Raw genomic sequence first — 18,266 nt, forward strand, 5'->3', positions numbered from 1 at the left:
TCAGGACTCGGCCGCCACCCGCACGGGGGCGGCGGTGAACAGCAGGCCGCCCGCGCGCAGCGCGGACAGGGCGTCGACGGCGGGCAGCAGGTCGGGGCCGTGGCGGCGCGGGTCGACGCCGTCCGCGCGGGCGAGAAGGAAGGCGAGGGCCGCCCGCAGCCAGCCGGACGCGCCCGGCTCGCCGCCGTACAGCGACCGGTCGCGGTTGTGCCACCACAGGTGGACGCAGGCGGACGCCGCGTGCAGCCAGGCGTAGCGCTCCGCGAGGTCCACCAGGGCGTTGGGGTCGGCGCCGGGCCGTCGTACGGCGGCGGCCTCGCAGCCGAGCGTGGCGACGGCGCCGGCCAGTCGGTGCACGAGCGCGGCCGTGCGCGGGTCGGCGAGCTGCTCGCAGGCCGCGTCGGCGGCCTCGGGCAGTCCGCCGAGGACGGGATCCGCGCCCCGCGCGACGAGGTCCAGCCGGGTCGGCTCGTACGGCGGAAGCTCGGCGTCGAGAGCGAAGATCCGGTGCAGGGGGTCCGGGTCGGGCACCTCGTCGCGGGTGACGAGGGTGGGGATCTGTGCCGCGTAGGCGCGCAGGTTGGCCAGCGGGCTGGCGTCGATCACCCGGACCACCGCCGTGTCCCGCTGGAGTTTCTGGAACAGCCCGCCGCCCGGCGCCTGTTCGCGCAGGACCGAGCGGGTGGCGAGCACGGTCGCGCAGCGCCGGACCAGTTCGTCGCTCGCCTCCGCCACCACGTGCTTGGCGGCCAGGGCCCACACACTGAACACCTCGGGTACGACGTGGACGCCCCGGGCGGCGGCCAGCGCGACCGCGTCCGCCGCCAGCAGCGCCGCCGAGGCGACGGCCAGTTCGCGGCGGGCGTGGGGGGTCTCGGCCAGGGGCGTGCCGGAGGTGCGGCGCCCTTCGGTGAGACGACGTTCGTGGGCGAAGCCCAGGGTGAGGCGCAGCGCGCTGTCCGCGATGCCCAGGCTGCCGGCCATGCTCATCAGACGGACGGCCTGCTGGGCGAGGATGGCCACTTCCAGGCCCTCGCCGACCTTGCCCACCAGAGCGTCCTCGGGCACCGGAAGTCCGGTGAAGCGCAGCCGCGCGGTGTCCACGCCGCGCATGCCTCCCGTGCGCGGGGCGGGTTCGCGGAGCAGCCCGTCCGCTTCGGGATCCAGAAGGTACGCCGAGAAGGCGCCCGGCCCGCGCTCACCGGTGCGGGCCACCACGTAGACGGCCTCGCAGCGCATGCCGTTGCCGACCATCCACTTCTCGCCGTGCAGCCGCCCGTCCTCGTCGAGACGCACCTCGCCCGCCAGCAGATCGCTGCCGTGCGCGGCCTCGGTCAGGGCGAACCCCACCGAGCCGCCACGGGTCAGGATCTGAGCCACCCGCCGACGCTGCTCCTCGCTGCCGTGCAGCTGGAGGCAGGTGGCGGCGATGATGCTGAACATCGTGCCCGGCATGACGTTCACGTCCCGGCGGGCCGCCGCACGCACCAGCGTCAGGCTGCGGTCGAACGAGTCGAACACCCCGCCCCACTCCTTGGGCAGGTAGTTGAGGTGGAAGCCCGCCGAGACCAGCGCGCGGCACAGGTCGTCGGGGTGGGCGTCGGCCTCGTCCCGGGCGACGGCGGCGGCGAAACCGTACGGGTTGCCCGGGTCCCCGGGATCCCCGAGCAGCCTCTCCACGTCCTGCGGTGTCAGCCCGCTCATCCGGCGGCCTCCATGAGGGCGGCCGGCTCCAGCGGCACCGGGCGGTAGTCCGCCGCGTACGCCGGGATGGTCACGCCCGCGGTGGCGAGCTGGGCGATCCGGGTGTGGAAGGCCGCGCCCCGCATCAGATGGTGCGCAACATCGGCCACCGTCCTGTTCCCGGGGGTCTTGAGGTAGCTGCCGGAGACCCAGGCATTGAAGCTGCCCATCGCCGGACCGCACCAGATCTGGTAGTCGGCCTTCCGGTCGGCCTGCCCGGTCACCGCCCAGCGCGAGGCCATGCCCAGGTACCAGCGGAACACCAGCGCCATCTTCCGTTTGGGGCTGTCGCCGGCCCGGCGCAGCTGGTCGGGGTCGCGCCGGCCGAAGTACTCGACGCACTCCTTCCAGACCTCCTCCAGTGGACGCCGGAAGACCTGGGACTCCAGCCGCTCGCGCTCCTCGCCGGGCAGTGCGTGCAGGCCGTCGTAGGTCTGGTACAGCCGGTACAGCTGCTGGGCCCGCATCGCGAACATCGAGCCCCGGCGCAGGACTTGGAGTTCCACGCCCATCTCGAACATGTCGGCCGCCGGCGCCATCACGCAGTCCGTGACGTCCGCCTGCGCGAGCAGCGCGCGGGCGGCCGGGGAGGTGCCGGACTCCAGACAGGACTGGTTGACGGAACCCGTCACCACGTAGGCGGCGCCCATCGCGAAGGCCGCGGCGATGGCGGTCGGAGTGCCGAGGCCGCCGGCCGCCCCGACCCGGATCGGGGTGGTGTAGCGGTGCTCGTGCTGGATGTGGTCGCGCAGCCGCAGGATCACCGGGAAGAGCGCCGGGAGCGGACGGCGGTCGGTGTGACCGCCGGAGTCCGCCTCCACGGTGATGTCGTCGGCGAGCGGCAGGTGGTGGGCGAGCCGCGCCTGCTCATGGGTGATCAGACCGTCCCGCAGCAGGGTGTCGACCAGCGCGGCCGGTGCCGGACGCATGAACCGCTCGGCGGTCTCGGCCCGGGACACCTTGGCGACGACCTTGTGGTCGGCCACGATCCGGCCCGAGGGGTCCCGCCTGAGCCCGGCCAGCCGGTAGCGGACCAGATGCGGGGTCAGACCGAGGAACGCGGAGGCCTCCACGCACCGCACGCCGTGCCGCAGGAACAGCTCGACCGCCTCCCGCTCCAGCCGTTCCTCGCTGGGGCTGTGGATCAGGTTGACGGCGTACGGCAGCCCGGGGATCTCGGCGGCGAACCGGGCCAGCGTCTTCTCGATGGTCCGCGGCAGCAGGCCGGCCGCGCCGAAGGAGGCGAGGAAGCCCTGCTCGGCCAGGGCGATCACCAGATCGGCGGAGGCGATACCGCCGGCCATCGCGCCGGCCATGTAGGACTGCCGTACTCCGTGCGCGGCGCGGAACTCGGCCGAGCCGAGCCGGTTCGGGGGCAGGGCCGGCGCGGCGGCCAGGACGCCCGGCCCTTCCCCGCCCGCGGCCGCCGTGCCTCCGGCGGCCGCGCCGATGCCCTGCGCCGTGGACACGATGAAGCAGGGCTGCTCGACCTGGGACAGGACCTGATGGATCCCGGCCGGATCGACGCTCGGGTACCCGTCTCCGTACCAGCGGAGCGGGGCCTGTGTCGTGCTCATGGGTAGACGATCTCCTCGGCTCTGCCGGACGTCAGTCGGCTTCGGGGCGGACTTCGATGGCCACGTCGGTGAGTTCGTAGATGCGCAGGCCCGGCTTCCACAGGTCCGCGTCGGCGATCAGCAGCAGCCGGTCCGCCTCCTTGCGGACCTCCTTGACGTGCACGTCGAAGAAGAGCTCGCGGTCGTCGCGCAGGATCTGCCCCCGGTACTTCCAGGACATCTCCACGTCGGTGGCCATGGCGAAGCGGGGCCGGGGCATGCCCTCGGCGAGGTTCTGCTCCAGGGCGAACAGGCGCAGCGCCTGCAGCACCGCCTCGACCCCCAGCGAGCCGGGCATCACCGGGTCGCGGTGGAAGTGGCAGTCGAAGTACCACTCGTCGGGGCGGATGCCGCGGTGCCCGTGCAGGTAGCCCGCGCCGTGGCGGCCTCCGTCCGCCACCAGGTCGACCCGGTCCACCAGGTCGAACCGGCCGCCGGGCAGGCGGAGTTCGCCGCCCTCGGTGTCCCGGAAGGCGGGGGAGTCCTGGGACAGGTCGATCCGCTTCACCCGGCCCGCCGCCGGCTGCTCCGCCTCGATCCACGGCTGGACATAGGTGCCGTTGTCGAGGCCCACCTGGTGGGACAGGGCGGCGGCGCTGAAGTACCCGAAGAGCGACTCGCCGGAGTAGAAGACCTCGCCGTCGGCGGACAGCTCGTAGGAGAAGTTCTGCAGCACCGCTCCGGACACCACGCTCGTCATCAGCAGCTTCGAGTGGTGGCGGATGGTCTTGCCGCGCAGGTCGATGTCCTTGACCAGCGCGGCGCGGCCGTCGAGGTTGCGGATGGAGTACTCCTCCTCGGGCTCGCGCAGGGTGGCGCCCAGGTAGTAGCCGAGGAAGATGGCGGCCTGCAGCGAGCTCTCCATGTACACGCAGTTCGGCATGTACGGCGAGGAGTTCTCGCGGTAGTACCAGGCGTCGTCCGGCGAGTCGTACTCGGTGACCATCTCCGAGCCGGGGCCCAGGTCGCCGCGCGTGCCCTTGAGGGACATGACCCGGTCGACGAACTGGAAGTCGCCGTTGGGGATGTAGGGGGCCCGGGTGGTGCGGTAGACCTCGAACTCCGGGCCCATCGCCATGTCCAGCAGGCCCTTGGCGGAGTGGGCCAGGTGGAGTTCGTTGATCATGGCGGGCTCGCCGTCGCGGTTGCGGCGGCCGAGGAACTCCGGGACGCCGCCGGTCTCCGGCCGGTACGGCGTGCCGGGCTTCTCCACGATCTGCAGGCCGAGGTTCTGCATCCGCACCACCGGCTTGTCCCCGAGGTAGACCAGGACGTCCGCGATCACCGTGGGCCGCGGCAGCAGGGTCAGCTCGGTGACCTCCACCTCGTAGCGGATCTCGGCGTCCTTCGGGGTGACCTGGCCGCGCACCTGGACGTCGATGCGCCGGTCGGTCACCGTCTGGAAGCGCGCGTCCGGCAGCGTGAGGTGCATGCCCTGGTGCATCAGGTAGATCTGCAGCAGCTGGACGGCTCCCTCGGCGATCAGGGAACCGGCGAGCACCGGGTCGTCCGGGAAGTGGCAGGTGAAGTACCAGCCGTCCGGCTGAAGGTGCTTCACGGCGCTGAGCGAGCCCAGCTCGCACGGTCCGCCCTTGCGGTCGATGGTGACCTCGTCGACCATGCGCAGCCGCTCGTCCGGCAGGCGCAGTGCCGGGTTGATCCCCGGGTCCTGCGCGTGGTCGGGGCCGAAGACCTCGCCGGGCTTGCCCTGCGCGAGCAACTCCAGGTCGGTGGCGTCGAGTTGGTGCTTGCGGGCGTAGGCGAGGGGCTTGAAGGTGCCCTTGGGCAGGGCTGCGCGGCGGGCCCGGTCCTTGTCGGTGAGGACGATGCCGAGCGGGGTGTCCAGCTCCTGCTTGCTGAAGAAGCCGGCGCAGGCGTCCCTCAGTTCGAGGATCAGCTCGTCGTCCGCGTAGCAGTCGTAGCTGAAGAAGAAGATCGTGGTGTCGCCCTGGTGGACGAACCGGTCGATCGAGATCTCGTAGCGCAGTGTCTGCCCGGTCGTGGGCAGCCCGCCGCGGAAGGTCAGCGAGCTGTCGAGCAGCCGGTAGACCCGCTCGCCCTTGTTGCGGAAGTCGATGCCCAGATAGCTGACGAGCAGCAGGTCGCACTGCCCGGACTCCACGGTCACGGCCGGCGGCACCCCGCCGTCGACGGCGTACCAGGCGTCCTCGGGCACGACGTACTCGGTGGTGATGCGGGAGGGTTCGAGGACACCGGGCTTGGCGTCCAGCTCGGTGACCCGGGTGACGAAGTGGTACGGCGGTGCCGGCAGCCGCACCCGGGCCCCGAAGGTGTCGATCTCGGCGAACTCGGGGCCGAACACCTTGGCCAAGGAACCGGTCGCGAACTCCAGCAGGTCCGCTTCGTCCCAGATGACGCCCTCGACCACGCCGTCGCGAGCCTCGCCCCGCGGAGGTGCGGCGGGCGGCGGGGGCGTCGTACCGGACCCGACGGGCAGCTCTGCGGGACGGTCGGCGGCCGCAGGGGGCACGGCTGCGGGGCGGTGCACGGTCACGGGCGGTGTGGCGGCGGGCCGGGCGTCGGCCGACTGCGCGTCGAGCAGGGCCTCGGCGCGATCGAGGGTCGCGGACTGCAGTACGCGGTGCGTCTCCATCACGACGCCGTGGGCGGCGAGCATGCCTTGGCGTAGCTCCCGCACCAGGTCGGCGGCGGGCCTTCGGCCAGGGCCGGCCGACGGCCCGGCGGCCGGGGCGGTTGCGGGCGGGGTGCTCGGGGACGGGCTGGTTGAGGTCGGGATGGCCGAGGTCGGGGTGGCCGAGGTCGGGGTGGCCGCAGGCAGGGCGCCGGCCACCGGTGGCTGCGGGCTGCCCCAGGGAAGCGCCGTGACGGGATCCCCGTCGAAGGTGATCACCTCGGAGACCTCTAGCGTCGGATCGGCGGGCATGGCGGGTGGCTCCTCCGGCGGAACGGACAGGGCGGGGACGGGGGTGGGGACGGGTGCGGGTGCGGCGGGATCGGCAGGCCCGGTGGGGCGGGTGGGCCCGGCAGGCCCGGTGGGCGGCGCCGTGGCCGACGTGCAGGCGACGGGCTGGGGAGTGGCTGGTTGGGGGTGCCGGGTGTCCGGGGGCGTGGCTGTTTCGTGGGGTGTGTGGGTGGGGGTGGCTGGTTGGGGGTGCCGGGTGGTTGGGGGCGTGGTGGTTTCGTGGGGTGTGTGGGTGGGGGTGGCTGGTTGGGGGTGGCCAGTGTCCGGGGGCGTGGTCGTTTCGTGGGGTGTGTGGGTGGGGGTGGCCGGTTGAGGGCGGCCGGTTGTCGGGGCGGCGGCCGTCTCGGGGGGCCTGTGGGCCCGGGCGGTCGTTTCGGGGCGCCCGGGGGCCAGGGCCGCGGCGGCCTCGCGGGCGATACGGTCCGGGATGGGCTCGCCCTGGCCCACCCGGGTCGTGGGCAGGCGACGGGCGGCCGGTACGGCGGCGGAACGCTCGCCCTGAGCCGTCCCGAGCAGGGCCGCCAGGTCGACCGGCAGCCCGTGCCCGACGAGCCGGGCCATCAGATGGGCGAGCGGTGTCGTCGCCGGGACGCCGCGGCGGTCCACGCAGGCGGCCACGTGCGGTGCGTCACCGAGCGTCTCCCGTATCCATCGGGAGCAGGTGGCGCCCGGCCCCACCTCGATGAAGTAGCGGTAGCCGCGCTCGTACGCCGCGTTTACCAGACGTGGGAAGTCGATCGTCGAGCGCAGGGTCGTCGCGATGCGCCGTGGGGACTCGCCGAGCCGCTCGGCGGGCAGCGGCAGGTAGTCGTAGGCGCTGAACAGCTCCAAGTCCCCGAAGGAACCGGTGGGGTAGTCGTTCAACCGGGCCAGGCCGTCGAACTCGGCGTCCACCACCGGGCAGTGCATGACCACGTCGACCGGTGAGCGGGCCGCGCGGCAGCCCAGTTCCCCGATCAGCGCCCGGCACTGGGCCGGGTCACCGGCGATCACCAGTTCCTGCGGCGTGTTCACATGGGTGAGGTGAACCCGGTCGTAGCGGGCGAGCGCCTCGCGCACGGGGTCGGCGGGCGAGAGGAGTACGTGGGAGGCCCACACCTCCTCGTCGGGGACCTCGTCGGCCAGCCCCCACAACTCCCGCACGGTGCGCCGCGGCCCGCACAACCGATCCTGGAAGACCGGACTGTCGCTGATCAGCGAGTCGCTGCGGCCGGCCGGGTCCCAGCCCCCGGAAGCGAACAGCATGCTGGACTCGCCCAGGCTGTAGCCGAACCCGCCGTGCGCCGTGATGCCCAGCACCTCCCGCACCAGCGCGGTGTACAGGATCGCGAAACTGGTGCCGGTGGCGAGCATGAACGGGACGTCGTCGCCGAGCCGCTCCTCCAGCCGCATCAGGCCACGCCGGTCGAGGGCCTCGCGGGTGCGCGGATACAGGTGGGCGGCGCGCAGCATCCGGGCCGGCTGGGCGGCCTGCCGCTCGAAGCGGTCGAGCAACCCGGGGAAGGCCCGGAAGAGGTCCGCGCCGAGTCCCGGATAGCTGTTGAAGGCCCCTGGGTAGACCAGGGCGACCCGTCCGTCGGGCCCGATGGGCCGTGGGGTGAAGAAGGAGCCGGCCGGGGTGGCCCACTCCTTGCCCTGGGCGTGCGCTCCGGGCACGTCCCGGGCCGCCAGCTCCAGTTGCCGTGCCAGCCCCTCGCGGTCCTGGCCGACCAGGACGGCGCGCAGGTGCTTGTCGCCGAGTTCACCGGCGGCTTCCCGAGCGAGGGCGTGCGGGTCGGCGCCGTCGTCGAGCAGCGCGCGGTACCGGTCGGCCTCCGCGGCCAGCCCGTCCGGCGTCCCGGCGCCGAGCGCCAGCAGCACGGGACCGCCCGCCCGGTACCAGTCGGCCTTGCGGCGGGGGCGCTCGGCGTCCGGTACGGAGGAGAGGACCACGTGGGCGTGGGAGCCTGAGGCGCCCAGCATGTCGACGGCGGCATGACGGCGGCTGTCCGCCTCCTCACGCAGCCAGGGGCGCGAGGCGTCCGGTACGTAGAGCGCGGAGGCGGCGAAGGCGTCGGCGAGATCGTCGGCGGGGCGCTTCCAGCCGGGGGTGCCGGGCAGGTACGCGTGCCGTACACACAGCACGGCCCTGATCAGGCCGGCCAGCCCGGCCGCGCAGCCGGTGTCGCCGATCTGCGCCGTAACGCTGCCCAGCGCCGTACTGCCGGTGGCCGGCGTCGCACTGCCGGCGCTCGCGGCGGTGGTGCCGGTGCGGAGGGCGGTGCCGGCGGCGTCCACTCGGCGGACCCCGGAGGCGGGACCGGTCGCGTTCGCCCGGCTGAGCCCGGTGGCGGTGGCGGTGGCGTCCGCCTGATAGACCCGCGCCAGGGCGGCGATCTCGGCCCGGTCCGCCTCGTCGGTACCGGCCGCGTGCGCCTCGACATAGCCCACGTCTTCGGCCGCGACGCCCGCCTCGTCCAAGGCCGCCCGCGCGGCCTCGGCCAGCTGTCCGGCGGCCGCGGCGGGCATCGAGCCGGTCGCCGGGGCGTAGCGCACGGCCACCCCGTCGAGGCGGGCGTACACCCGGCCCCGGGACGCGTCGGGACGGGTGACGACCAGGGCGCCGGCGCCCTCGCCCACCCGCCGACCGCGGGCCCCGTCGTTGAACGACAGCCCCGCCTCCGCCGCGAGCCCGGGCCCCACGAGGAGGTTCTCCGCAGAGCCGGCCAGATCGACGGCGGCGACCAGCACCGCCTCCAGATCCGGGTCGAGCAGCAGCAGCCGCGCGACCTGAAGAGCTTCGGCGGTGCCCGCGCCGTCGGCGGAGAGGGTGAACGACGGGCCGGTCAGGTTCCAGCGGGAGGAGATCCGCCCGGCCATCACATTGCCGATATAGCTGAGGACTTCGTTGGCGCCGATCGGGTCCACGACGGCGTCCCGGGACACCTTGGCGAGCGCCGCCCGCTGCTCCTCGGTCAGCTGGACGCCGGCCTTGTCGAACTCGCGGCGCAGGAACGCCCCCAGCCCGTACCGGCTCAGCCGGGCGTGCGTGTACGGCTCGATCTCGGTCACCGCCACCACCGCGACGCGCCGTGGGGCGGGGGTGTCGCGCGCCCCGGCGCCCAGCCGGTAACCGGCGTCGCGCAGCGCCTCATCGGCGACCTTGGTCACCAGCGCGTGCTGCGGGTTGTAGATCCGCAGGTCGGACGGTGGAACCCGGAGCTGGACGGGATCGACCTCCACGCCGTCGACGAACGCTCCGTGCGGCGCGCCGCCGGTCAGCCCGGCCTCCTCGAGGGTGCCGCCGTCGGTGCGGTCCAGGCCCCGCCACCGCCGCTCGGGCAGCGGCCGCAGGTCGGGCTCGCCCCGGTGGACGGCCCGCTCGAAGGCGTCCAGGGTGTCCAGCGACCCGAAGTGCGCGCCGAGCCCCACGACGTCCAGCGCGGGCAGTGCGACGGGGGCAGGTGCGGGGCCGGACGTGGTGGCCGTCTCCCGCGCGGAGGAGAGCACGACGTGTGCATTGGTCCCGCCGAAGCCGAAGGCGGAGACCGCCGCCCGCCGCGGCCCCGGCCCCTCGGGCCAGGCCCGGGCGGAGCGCACCAGGGCGTCGCTGCCGACCCGGCCGTCCGGGGAGGAGATCGGCTGATCCACGCCGATGGTCGGCGGAATCGCGCCGTCGTCCATGGCCAGTACGACCTTGAGCAGACTGCTCAGACCGGCCACGGTCAGCAGATGCCCGATGTTGCCCTTGACCGAGCCCAGCAACGGCACCTTGCCGTGCGGACCGAAGAACTCGGCAAGGGACTCGGCCTCGGTCGTGTCCCCGATCGGCGTGCCGGTGGAATGGCACTCCACGTAGTCGATGTCCGCCGGGTCCACACCGGCGTCGGCGTAGGCGCGGGCCAGCGCGTCCAGCTGTCCGCTCTTGCGCGGTACGAGCGGGTGGCGTCCGGCACCGTCGTTGGACAGCCCGACGCCGTCCACCACGGCGTGGATGCGGTCGCCGTCGCGCAGCGCGTCCGCCAGGCGCTTCACCGCGACCATGCCGGCGCCCTGGCCGGTGACGATCCCGCCGGAGCGGCTGTCGAAGGGCTGGCTGAACCTGTTCTCCGGATAGGCGTGCAGATCGGAGAACGACAGGTGGATCAGTGTCGGATCAGGGGCGCAGACCCCGCCCGCCAGTACCAGGTCCGCCTGTCCCGAGGCGAGGTGGCCGCACGCCAGGCCGAGCGCGTACAGCGCCGACGAGCAGGCCGCGTCCAGGCAGTAACGGGGGCCGCCCAGGCCCAGCGCGGCGGCGGTGACCGCGGCGGGCGATCCGCTCACCCGCAGGTTCTCCGGGACGACCGCCCGACGGTCGATCAGCGGGCGCGCACCCGGCAGTGCGGCGAGCTCGGGCAGGCCCGCGCGGCGCAGTCCGGCGAGCACGGCCTCCTGCGCCAGCGGAACGCTGACCTCGGCCGACGTCGGCGTCGGGAAGGAGTAGTTGCCCATCACCAGGCCGGTGCGGGCGAGTTTCTCGGGCCGGTTTGCCAGGCCGCAGTCCCGCAGCGCCTCCCGGGCCGCGTACATCGACCAGTGGAAGATCCGGTCAAGGCCAGCCAGGTAGCCGGCGTCCAGCCGGTAGCCGCCGGCGTCGAACTCGAAGTCGGTGACGAACCCGCCGCGCCGGGAGGTGATGCGGTGGCGGGGGTCGAGGTCGCGCTCGTCGAGCGCCGCCCCGAAGACCTCCTCACCGCCGTCACGGCGGCTGTCGATGCCGCTGCGCAGGTTCTGCCGGAACTGCTCGGGCGTCCGGGCGTCGGGGAACAGGCAGGAGATCCCGACGATCGCGAACTTGCTCATGGAACTTGGTCCCTCCAGGGTTCCGGGGACCCGGCGGGGCCTCAAGGAGGCCACCCGCCGGGCCCGCCAGTCCGGATGTCGGCTCAGCGGCTCGCGAACTTGGCGGCCAGCTGCGGGGTGGACACGAGGGACAGCCCCGCGAACCGGAGCAGCACCCTGCCGTCCGGGGCGCACGCCGAGACGTCGACCGTGGCGGACGTACCGTTCGCCGAGACCGGCTCCACGACCACGACGAACGGCTCGCCGTCCGGCAGCGCCTCGTACAGGTCGGCCCGCGCCACCGACATCGGCAGGCTCGCCGTGTCGCGGTGCCGGCGCATCCACACCAGCGCGGCCTGCAGCAGCAGGTCGGCGGTGCCGGGCGCGTACCGGCTGCTCGCGAACGCACCGCCCGCGGGCCGGTGTTCCGGCAGCGCGCACTCGACCACAAGGCGCGATTCGTCGTCCCGCAGCACCCGGCGCAGACCGCGCAGCGACTCGCCGTGGAAGAGGGTGCCGTCGGAGTAGAAGGCCTGCGCGTCGCTGCCGCCGCCCAGAGCGGGCAGCCCGGTCACGCGCTGCGGCTGCGGCCGTGCGCCGCCGCCGAGGAGCACTCGCGCCGCGTAGTGCGGACGGACCGTCCCGTCGGGGCCGGCCGAGCGGATCGCGACGTCGGCCTCGGCGCCGTCGGGCGTCGGGTCGAAGGAGAGCTGGAACCGGCTGCCGTCGAGAGAGTCGTCGAAGATCACACCCTTGTGGACCGCGAAGTCCCGGATCTCCGCGACGCCGCCGCCGGTCAGCCGCTCGACGGCGCCCGCCGCCCAGCCCAGGGCCGCCGCGGCGGGCAGCACGGGTGCGTCCCCGATGACATGGTCGGCGACGATCGGCTCGCCGACGAGGGACGCCAGGTCCCGCTCCAGGAGGACCGGCGACGCGGGCGCGGCCTGCTCGCGCTCGGACAGGGGCGTGGTCGGTCCGAGGACCGTGACCACGTCACCGCTCCGCTCGGGCGCGAACTGCTCGGTGAAGAGCCGGACTCCGGTGTCCTCAGGAATGAGGCTGATCCCGCGCTCCTCGAAGACCGCCTTGATCTGCGGCGACACCATGCCGCTGTCCCAGGCGCCCCAGTTGAGGGACGTCACGTGGGTCTGCGGGTGGCTCCGCTTCCAGGCGACCGCCCAGGAGTTGAGCACCTCGTTGGCCATGGCGTAGTCCGACTGGCCGCGGTTGCCGAAGAATCCGGCGACCGACGAGAACAGCACGACGTGCCGCAGCCGATCGGCGGGCAGCGCGGCGACGACCGAGCGCAGACCGCCCAGCTTGACGGAGAAGACACGCTCGATCTCGGCCGCCTTCTTCGCGGAGATCAGCTGGTCCGCGAGGACGCCGGCGCCGTGCACCACACCGGTGATCCGCTCCTGGTACGGCGCCAGGGCCGCGGCGGTCGCGGCGGCGTCGGTGATGTCCACCGCCAGGTACTCGACCTCGCTGCCCGCGGCCCGGACCGCCGCGAGGGTCTGACGCACCTCGCGCTCGCCGACGACCGCCTGGTAGAGCTGCTCCACACGCTTGGGGGTCGGCTTCTCTCCCGCCTGCTTCAGCTGCTCGACGGCGGCGGCCTTCAGAGCGCCCTGGTCGGTCAGCCCGCGGGCCCACTCCGGCTCCTCACCCGGTGCCGTACGGCCCAGGAGCAGCAGCCCCGGACGGTGCGCGGCGGCGAGAGCCTCGGCGCAGCGGGCGGTGATGCCGCGTCCGCCGCCGGTGACGACCAGCAGGTCGTCGGAGGTGAGCGGCACGGCGTCCGCGCTCGCGGCGGCCGGCTCCTCGCCGAGGGCCAGCGCGACCCGGCGGACCCCGTCACGGCCCACCTGCACCGGCCCGGCCGAGGCGTCGTACACCTCGTCCAGCACCAGATCGGCGGCCACCCCGGCACCGAGCGCGGGCGTCAGGTCCAGGGCCCGGCAGAAGAGCTCGGGCGCCTCCACCGCGAGGGTCTTCACCAGACCGCCGACGCCTCCGGCGGGCACCGCGTCCTCGGCGACCCCGCCGAGACCGAAGGTCCCGTCCAGCCGGGTGACCGTGACGAACGCGGCCCGCTCACCCGTCGCCGCGGCGGCCGTCAGCGGGCCCATCACGTGCTTGGCGATCAGCAGGGTGTGCGCGAGCCTGCGCACACCGTCGGCCCAGGCGAGAGAGTCCGCGGCGGCGAAACCGAGGACCAGGTGCACTCGGTCCGTGCCCAGCTCCTCGATGCGCGAGGCGAGTTCGTTGGCGCCCCAGCTCATGAGCGCGCCGTCCGCACCGCCGCTGATCCGCCGCCCCACGCCGGGCAGCCGCAGCACCCGCAGCTGCCAGCCGGCGGCGACGAGCCGGCCCGCCGTGGCCTCGGCGACCGCACTGCCGTCGTCGACGATGATCGCGGCCGCACCCTGCGGATACGCCGCCACCAGCCGGTCCGGCACGGGCAGGTCCACCAGCGTGGCCTGACCCCGGCCGAGCGCGGCGGTGGCGGGAGCCGCGGCGGAGGTCGGCTCGGTGGCGGTCGGCTCGGCGGCGGTCGCCTCAGGAGCACGCCGCTCCCCGGACGCGGCACCGGAGAGCCCCCTGACGAAGCCGACGATGTCGCTCAGGGTGCGGAGTTCGGCGAGTTGTTCGGGGCCGACGGGGGTGGGGCTGGGGAAGTTTTCCTGGAGGACGCCCATGATTTCGACGCGTTTGATGGAGTCGATGCCGAGGTCGGCTTCGACGTCCATGCCGAGGTCGAGCATGTCGGCGGGGTAGCCGGTCTTGGTGGCGACGACGTCGAGGAGGACGGCGCGTACGTCGTCGGCGGAGGGCGTGGGTGCCGACATCGGGCTGGGTGCGGCGGCGGACGTGGTGCTCTGGGCGGCTGCGGAGGCGGCGCCCGGCTCGCGGAGTTCGAGGACGAAGCCGACGATCTCGTTCAGGGTGCGGAGTTCGGCGAGTTGTTCGGGGCCGACGGGGGTGGGGCTGGGGAAGTTTTCCTGGAGGACGCCCATGATTTCGACGCGTTTGATGGAGTCGATGCCGAGGTCGGCCTCGACGTCCATCCCCAGGTCGAGCGTCTCGGCCGGGTAGCCGGTCTTCTCCGACACGATGCCGAGCAGAGCGGCGGCGACGTCCTCGGTGTTGACGACCTGGACCGGGGCGGTCCGCGTCGCCGTCGCGGTGGCCGAGGCCTGCGGACAGGCGCTCGCTCCGCCGAGGCTGAGGACGAAGCCGACGATCTCGTTCAGGGTGCGGAGTTCGGCGAGTTGTTCGGGGCCGACGGGGGTGGGGCTGGGGAAGTTTTCCTGGAGGACGCCCATGATTTCGACGCGCTTGATGGAGTCGATGCCCAAGTCCGCCTCCAGGTCCATGCCGAGGTCGAGCATTTCCGCCGGGTAGCCGGTCTTCTCCGAGACCACCGCGAGCAGCGCGGCCTCCACGTCGGCGGCCGATGCCCCGGACGACGCCGGCGGCGGCTCGGGGGCGGGGGCGGGAGACACGGCCGGAGCGGGATCGGCCGCGGGCATCCCGGCCGCGGTCTCCTCCGGGTGGGTCGGAGCGGGCGGCTCGACGGCCGGGGCCGCCGGAGCGGGCGGGACCGCCGGCGCGGTCAGAGCAGGAGGGGCAGCCGGAGCGGACGGAGCAGGAGGGGCAGCCGGAGCGGACGGAGCGGACGGAGCCACGGGCGACGCGGGAGCCGTCGGCGCGGTGGGAGTCACCGGCGTGGACGGTGCCGCCGGCGCCGACGTGCCCAGCTCCATGGCCGCCAGGTCCCGCAGGATCTCGTTGGCCCGCAGATGTGTGCGGCCGATGGCCAGCCCGTGCTCCTTGACGGTGGCCACGCCCGGGAACACCTCGTGGACACGGCCCTGCTCGTCGGCCCGCTCGAGAATTCCCATCAGGCGCTGCGCGCCGGCCAGTTGACCGTTGAGGTAGTCGTCGTGCAGAGCCAGGTGATCGGCGATCACCTCGGACAGCCGGTCGTTGCCGGGGGCGGGTGTCGTCTGGCGTTCTTCTTCCACGAGTTCGCTCTCCAGGACATCTTCGGGAACGGGCGGCGCCGCGGGCACCGCCTCCGGTACGGCGGGACGTACGGCGACAGCGGTCGCGGCGGGCACCGGGACCGGCACGGACGCCGCTGCCGCCGTCGGCGCGGACGACACCTCTGCCGCGGACGACACCTCTGCCGCGGCCACCGCCGCGGCGGGTACCGCCTCGACGGCCTCCGGTCGAGCCACCCGGTAGCCGTTCTCCAGCGCATCGCGGTACGCCGCCTTGCGCGCCTGAGGCACGTGGTTGATGCCGTTCAGCGGTACGGTCATGCCCTTGACCGGCTCGGTGACCGGCGGCGCGGCCACATAACGGTCCTCGGTGGTCAACGGCAGCCCCAGCACGGCCAGTTGGGCCACGGCACGCTTCAGCGAGAGGTCCGCGTCACCCTTGGGGCCCGGGTCGAGCTGCACCGCGAAGTGCTCGCGCTCGCCGAGGATGCGGCGGACCAGCTGGGTCAGCACCCCCTTCGGACCGAACTCCACGAACGTGCGGAAGCCCGCCGCGTACATCTCCTCGACCCGCTCGGCGAACTGCACCGGCTTGACGAGCTGGTCGACCAGGGTCCGCCGGTTGGCGTCGACGTCCGAACCGTACGAGGCGCCGGGCGAGTTGGCGTACACCGGCTGCCGCGGTTCGTGGATCTCCGCGTCGGCCACACGCTGCCCGAACGCCTCCACCGCGTGCGCGACGAACGGCGTGTGGAACGCCGCCGACACGGGCAGCCGCACCGCCCGTACGCCGGCCGCGCCCGCCGCCTGGACCAGCCGCTCCACCGCGTCGGTGGCCCCGCCGAGCACGACCTGGTCGGGGGCGTTGCGGTTGCAGACCGTCAACTCGGGGTGCTCGGTGAGCAGGTGCCCGACCCGCTCCGCGGAAGCGGTGACCGCGGCCATCGCCCCGGCGTCGAAGTCCGGGTCGGCGGGCGGTGCCATGGCGGCACCCCGCGCCCGGGCCAGAGTGACGTACGTGTCGTCGTCGATCGCGCCGGCGGCCCACAGGGCGGCCAGCTCACCGAAGCTGTGCCCGAGAAAACCGTCGGCGGCGAAGCCCAGTTCACTCAGGTAACGGAAGTGGCCGGCCGCCAGGGCGCCGATCGCGGGCTGTGCGTATTCGGTGCGGCGCAGCTCGCTCTCGTACGCCGTGCGCGTGGCCTCGTCGAAGGCGGGCGGCGGGAACGCGACGCGGGACAGCGGGAGTTCGTGGTCCGCGAAAGCCGCGTTCGCCCGGTCGAAGGCCGCCCGCAGCACAGGCAGCGCGAGCACCGCGGTCCGGCCGGGGTCGACGTACTGGCTGCCCTGACCCGCGAAGAGCGCGCCCACCTTGCCGGTGGGGGCGGCGCGGCGGCGGAAGAAGACGCCCTTGGGGTGGGACCAGGCTTCCTCGGCGGGCTTCGCGCGCAGTTCGGTCACGGCTAGGGCGCGCAGCTCGGCGAGCTCGGCGTCGGAACGGGCGACGAGAGCGAGCCGTGGATGGCCGGCCGGAGCGGGCTCGGTGCGCGGCTCCGCGCCGCCTTCGAGTGCCCGTACCAGGGCGTTTATGTCAGGTTCATGCCATACATATACCTGGCTCACAGGGGACATGACCCGCAGATCGTCCCCGTCGCCGTGCTCCTGAAGCACCACGTGGAAGTTGGTGCCGCCGAAGCCGAACGACGAGACGGCCGCGCGCCGGTGGGGCCTGTGCGGGTCGCGGATCCACGGGCGGGCCTGTGCGCTGACGTAGAACGGGCTCTGTGCCCAGTCGATCGCCGGGTTCGGCCGGTCCACGTTGATGGTGGGTGGCAGCACCTTGTGGTGCAGGGCCAGGGCCAGCTTGATCATGCCGGCCGCGCCCGCGGCCGCCTTGGTGTGGCCGATCTGCGACTTCACGCTGCCGACCGCGGCGAACTGCCGGTCCTCGGTGTACTCCGACACCACCTCCGTCAGCGCCGACAGCTCGGTCGCCTCGCCGACCGCTGTGCCGGTGCCGTGCGCCTCGAACAGCTCGATCGTGTCGGGGGAGACGTCCGCGTCCTCGTACGCGCGGCGCAGCGCCGCCATCTGCCCCTCCTTGCGCGGGGCGTAGATGGACTTGAACCGGCCGTCGCTGGAGGAGCCGATGCCGCGCAGCACCGCGTAGATCCGGTTGCCGTCCCGCTCGGCATCGGCGAGCCGACGCAGCGCCAGCATGCCGATGCCCTCACCGATGAGGGTGCCGTCGGCGTTCTCGTCGAAGGGGCGGATGCGGCCGGTCTTGGAGAAGGCGGGCGTCTTGCTGAAGCACAGGTACATGAAGATGGTGTTCTCGGCGTCGCAGCCGCCCACCAGCATCGTGTCGGAGCGCCCCTCCAGCAGATCGCTGACCGCCGACTTCACCGCGCCCAGCGAACTGGCGCAGGCCGCGTCGATGGTCATGTTGGTGCCGCCCAGGTCGAGGCGGTTGGCGATACGGCCGGCGACGACGTTGCCCAGCATGCCGGGGAAGGAGTTCTCCTCCCAGGGTGCGAAGGCCAGCTTGAACTTCTCCGCGATCTCCTCGGCGTCCCGCTGCGACAGGCCGCAGGAGCGCACGACCTCCTTCAGGACGGGTGTCTGCAGGCGGGCGGTCAGCGGCTGGGTGAGCTGGTTGGCGCCCGTCACACCGAGGACCACGCCGGTGCGGGAGGCGTCGTACCACTCCTGGTCGGCACCGGCGTCCTTCAGCAGGTCGCGGGCCACGACGAGGCTCAGCAACTGCAGGACGTCGGTGACTTCGAGGGTGTTCGGGGGCAGCCCGAACTCGAGCGGGTTGAAGGGGACGGTGGGGATGAAACCGCCGCGCTTGGAGTACGTCTTGTCGGGGGCGGCGGGGTCGGAGTCGTAGTGCTCCGAGACGTCCCAGTGGGTGGCGGGCACGTCCTCGATGCAGTCGGCGGCGGAGACCACGTTGGACCAGAACTCGCGCAGATCGCGCGACTTGGGGTAGAGGGCGGACAGCCCGACGATGGCGATGGGGTCTCGGGCGAGCCGGCGGTCGAGGTCGGATGGGGACGAAGCGTTCACGGCGAGGCTCTCTTGGTCGGACGGCGGGGCCTGGTGTCGGCCCGGGTCGGTTCGGGGCCCTTCGGGTGACGCGCAAGG

General features: G+C 73.4%; 4 protein-coding genes. All 4 read right to left on the bottom strand.

The window, feature by feature from the left end; translation table 11 throughout:
- Positions 1–1,704 (bottom strand): acyl-CoA dehydrogenase family protein, encoded by a 1,704-nt coding sequence (locus ABT063_RS14720; RefSeq protein ID WP_351057665.1) that lies wholly within the window; start codon positions 1,702–1,704, stop codon positions 1–3.
- On the bottom strand, positions 1,701–3,320 hold the full coding sequence (locus tag ABT063_RS14725) for a PfaD family polyunsaturated fatty acid/polyketide biosynthesis protein (protein ID WP_351057666.1): 1,620 nt from the start codon (positions 3,318–3,320) through the stop codon (positions 1,701–1,703). The genes ABT063_RS14720 and ABT063_RS14725 overlap by 4 nt, the downstream gene beginning before the upstream one ends.
- 31 nt (positions 3,321–3,351) lie before the next feature.
- A complete protein-coding gene (locus ABT063_RS14730) occupies positions 3,352–11,127 on the bottom strand; it encodes a beta-ketoacyl synthase N-terminal-like domain-containing protein (protein WP_351057667.1) in 7,776 nt (2,591 codons plus the stop codon).
- A gap of 83 nt (positions 11,128–11,210) precedes the next feature.
- Positions 11,211–18,188 (bottom strand): SDR family NAD(P)-dependent oxidoreductase, encoded by a 6,978-nt coding sequence (locus tag ABT063_RS14735; RefSeq protein WP_351057668.1) that lies wholly within the window; start codon positions 18,186–18,188, stop codon positions 11,211–11,213.
- Between the last annotated feature and the right edge of the window lie 78 nt (positions 18,189–18,266).

The organism is Streptomyces sp. NPDC002838 (assembly GCF_040295365.1).
Classification (GTDB): Bacteria; Actinomycetota; Actinomycetes; order Streptomycetales; family Streptomycetaceae; genus Streptomyces.

Bases quoted from the DNA above. Each gene is read 5' to 3' on its own strand.
- ABT063_RS14720 (WP_351057665.1), bottom strand. From the start codon at position 1,704: ATGAGCGGGCTGACACCGCAGGACGTGGAGAGGCTGCTCGGGGATCCC.
- ABT063_RS14725 (WP_351057666.1), bottom strand. From the start codon at position 3,320: ATGAGCACGACACAGGCCCCGCTCCGCTGGTACGGAGACGGGTACCCG.
- ABT063_RS14730 (WP_351057667.1), bottom strand. From the start codon at position 11,127: ATGAGCAAGTTCGCGATCGTCGGGATCTCCTGCCTGTTCCCCGACGCC.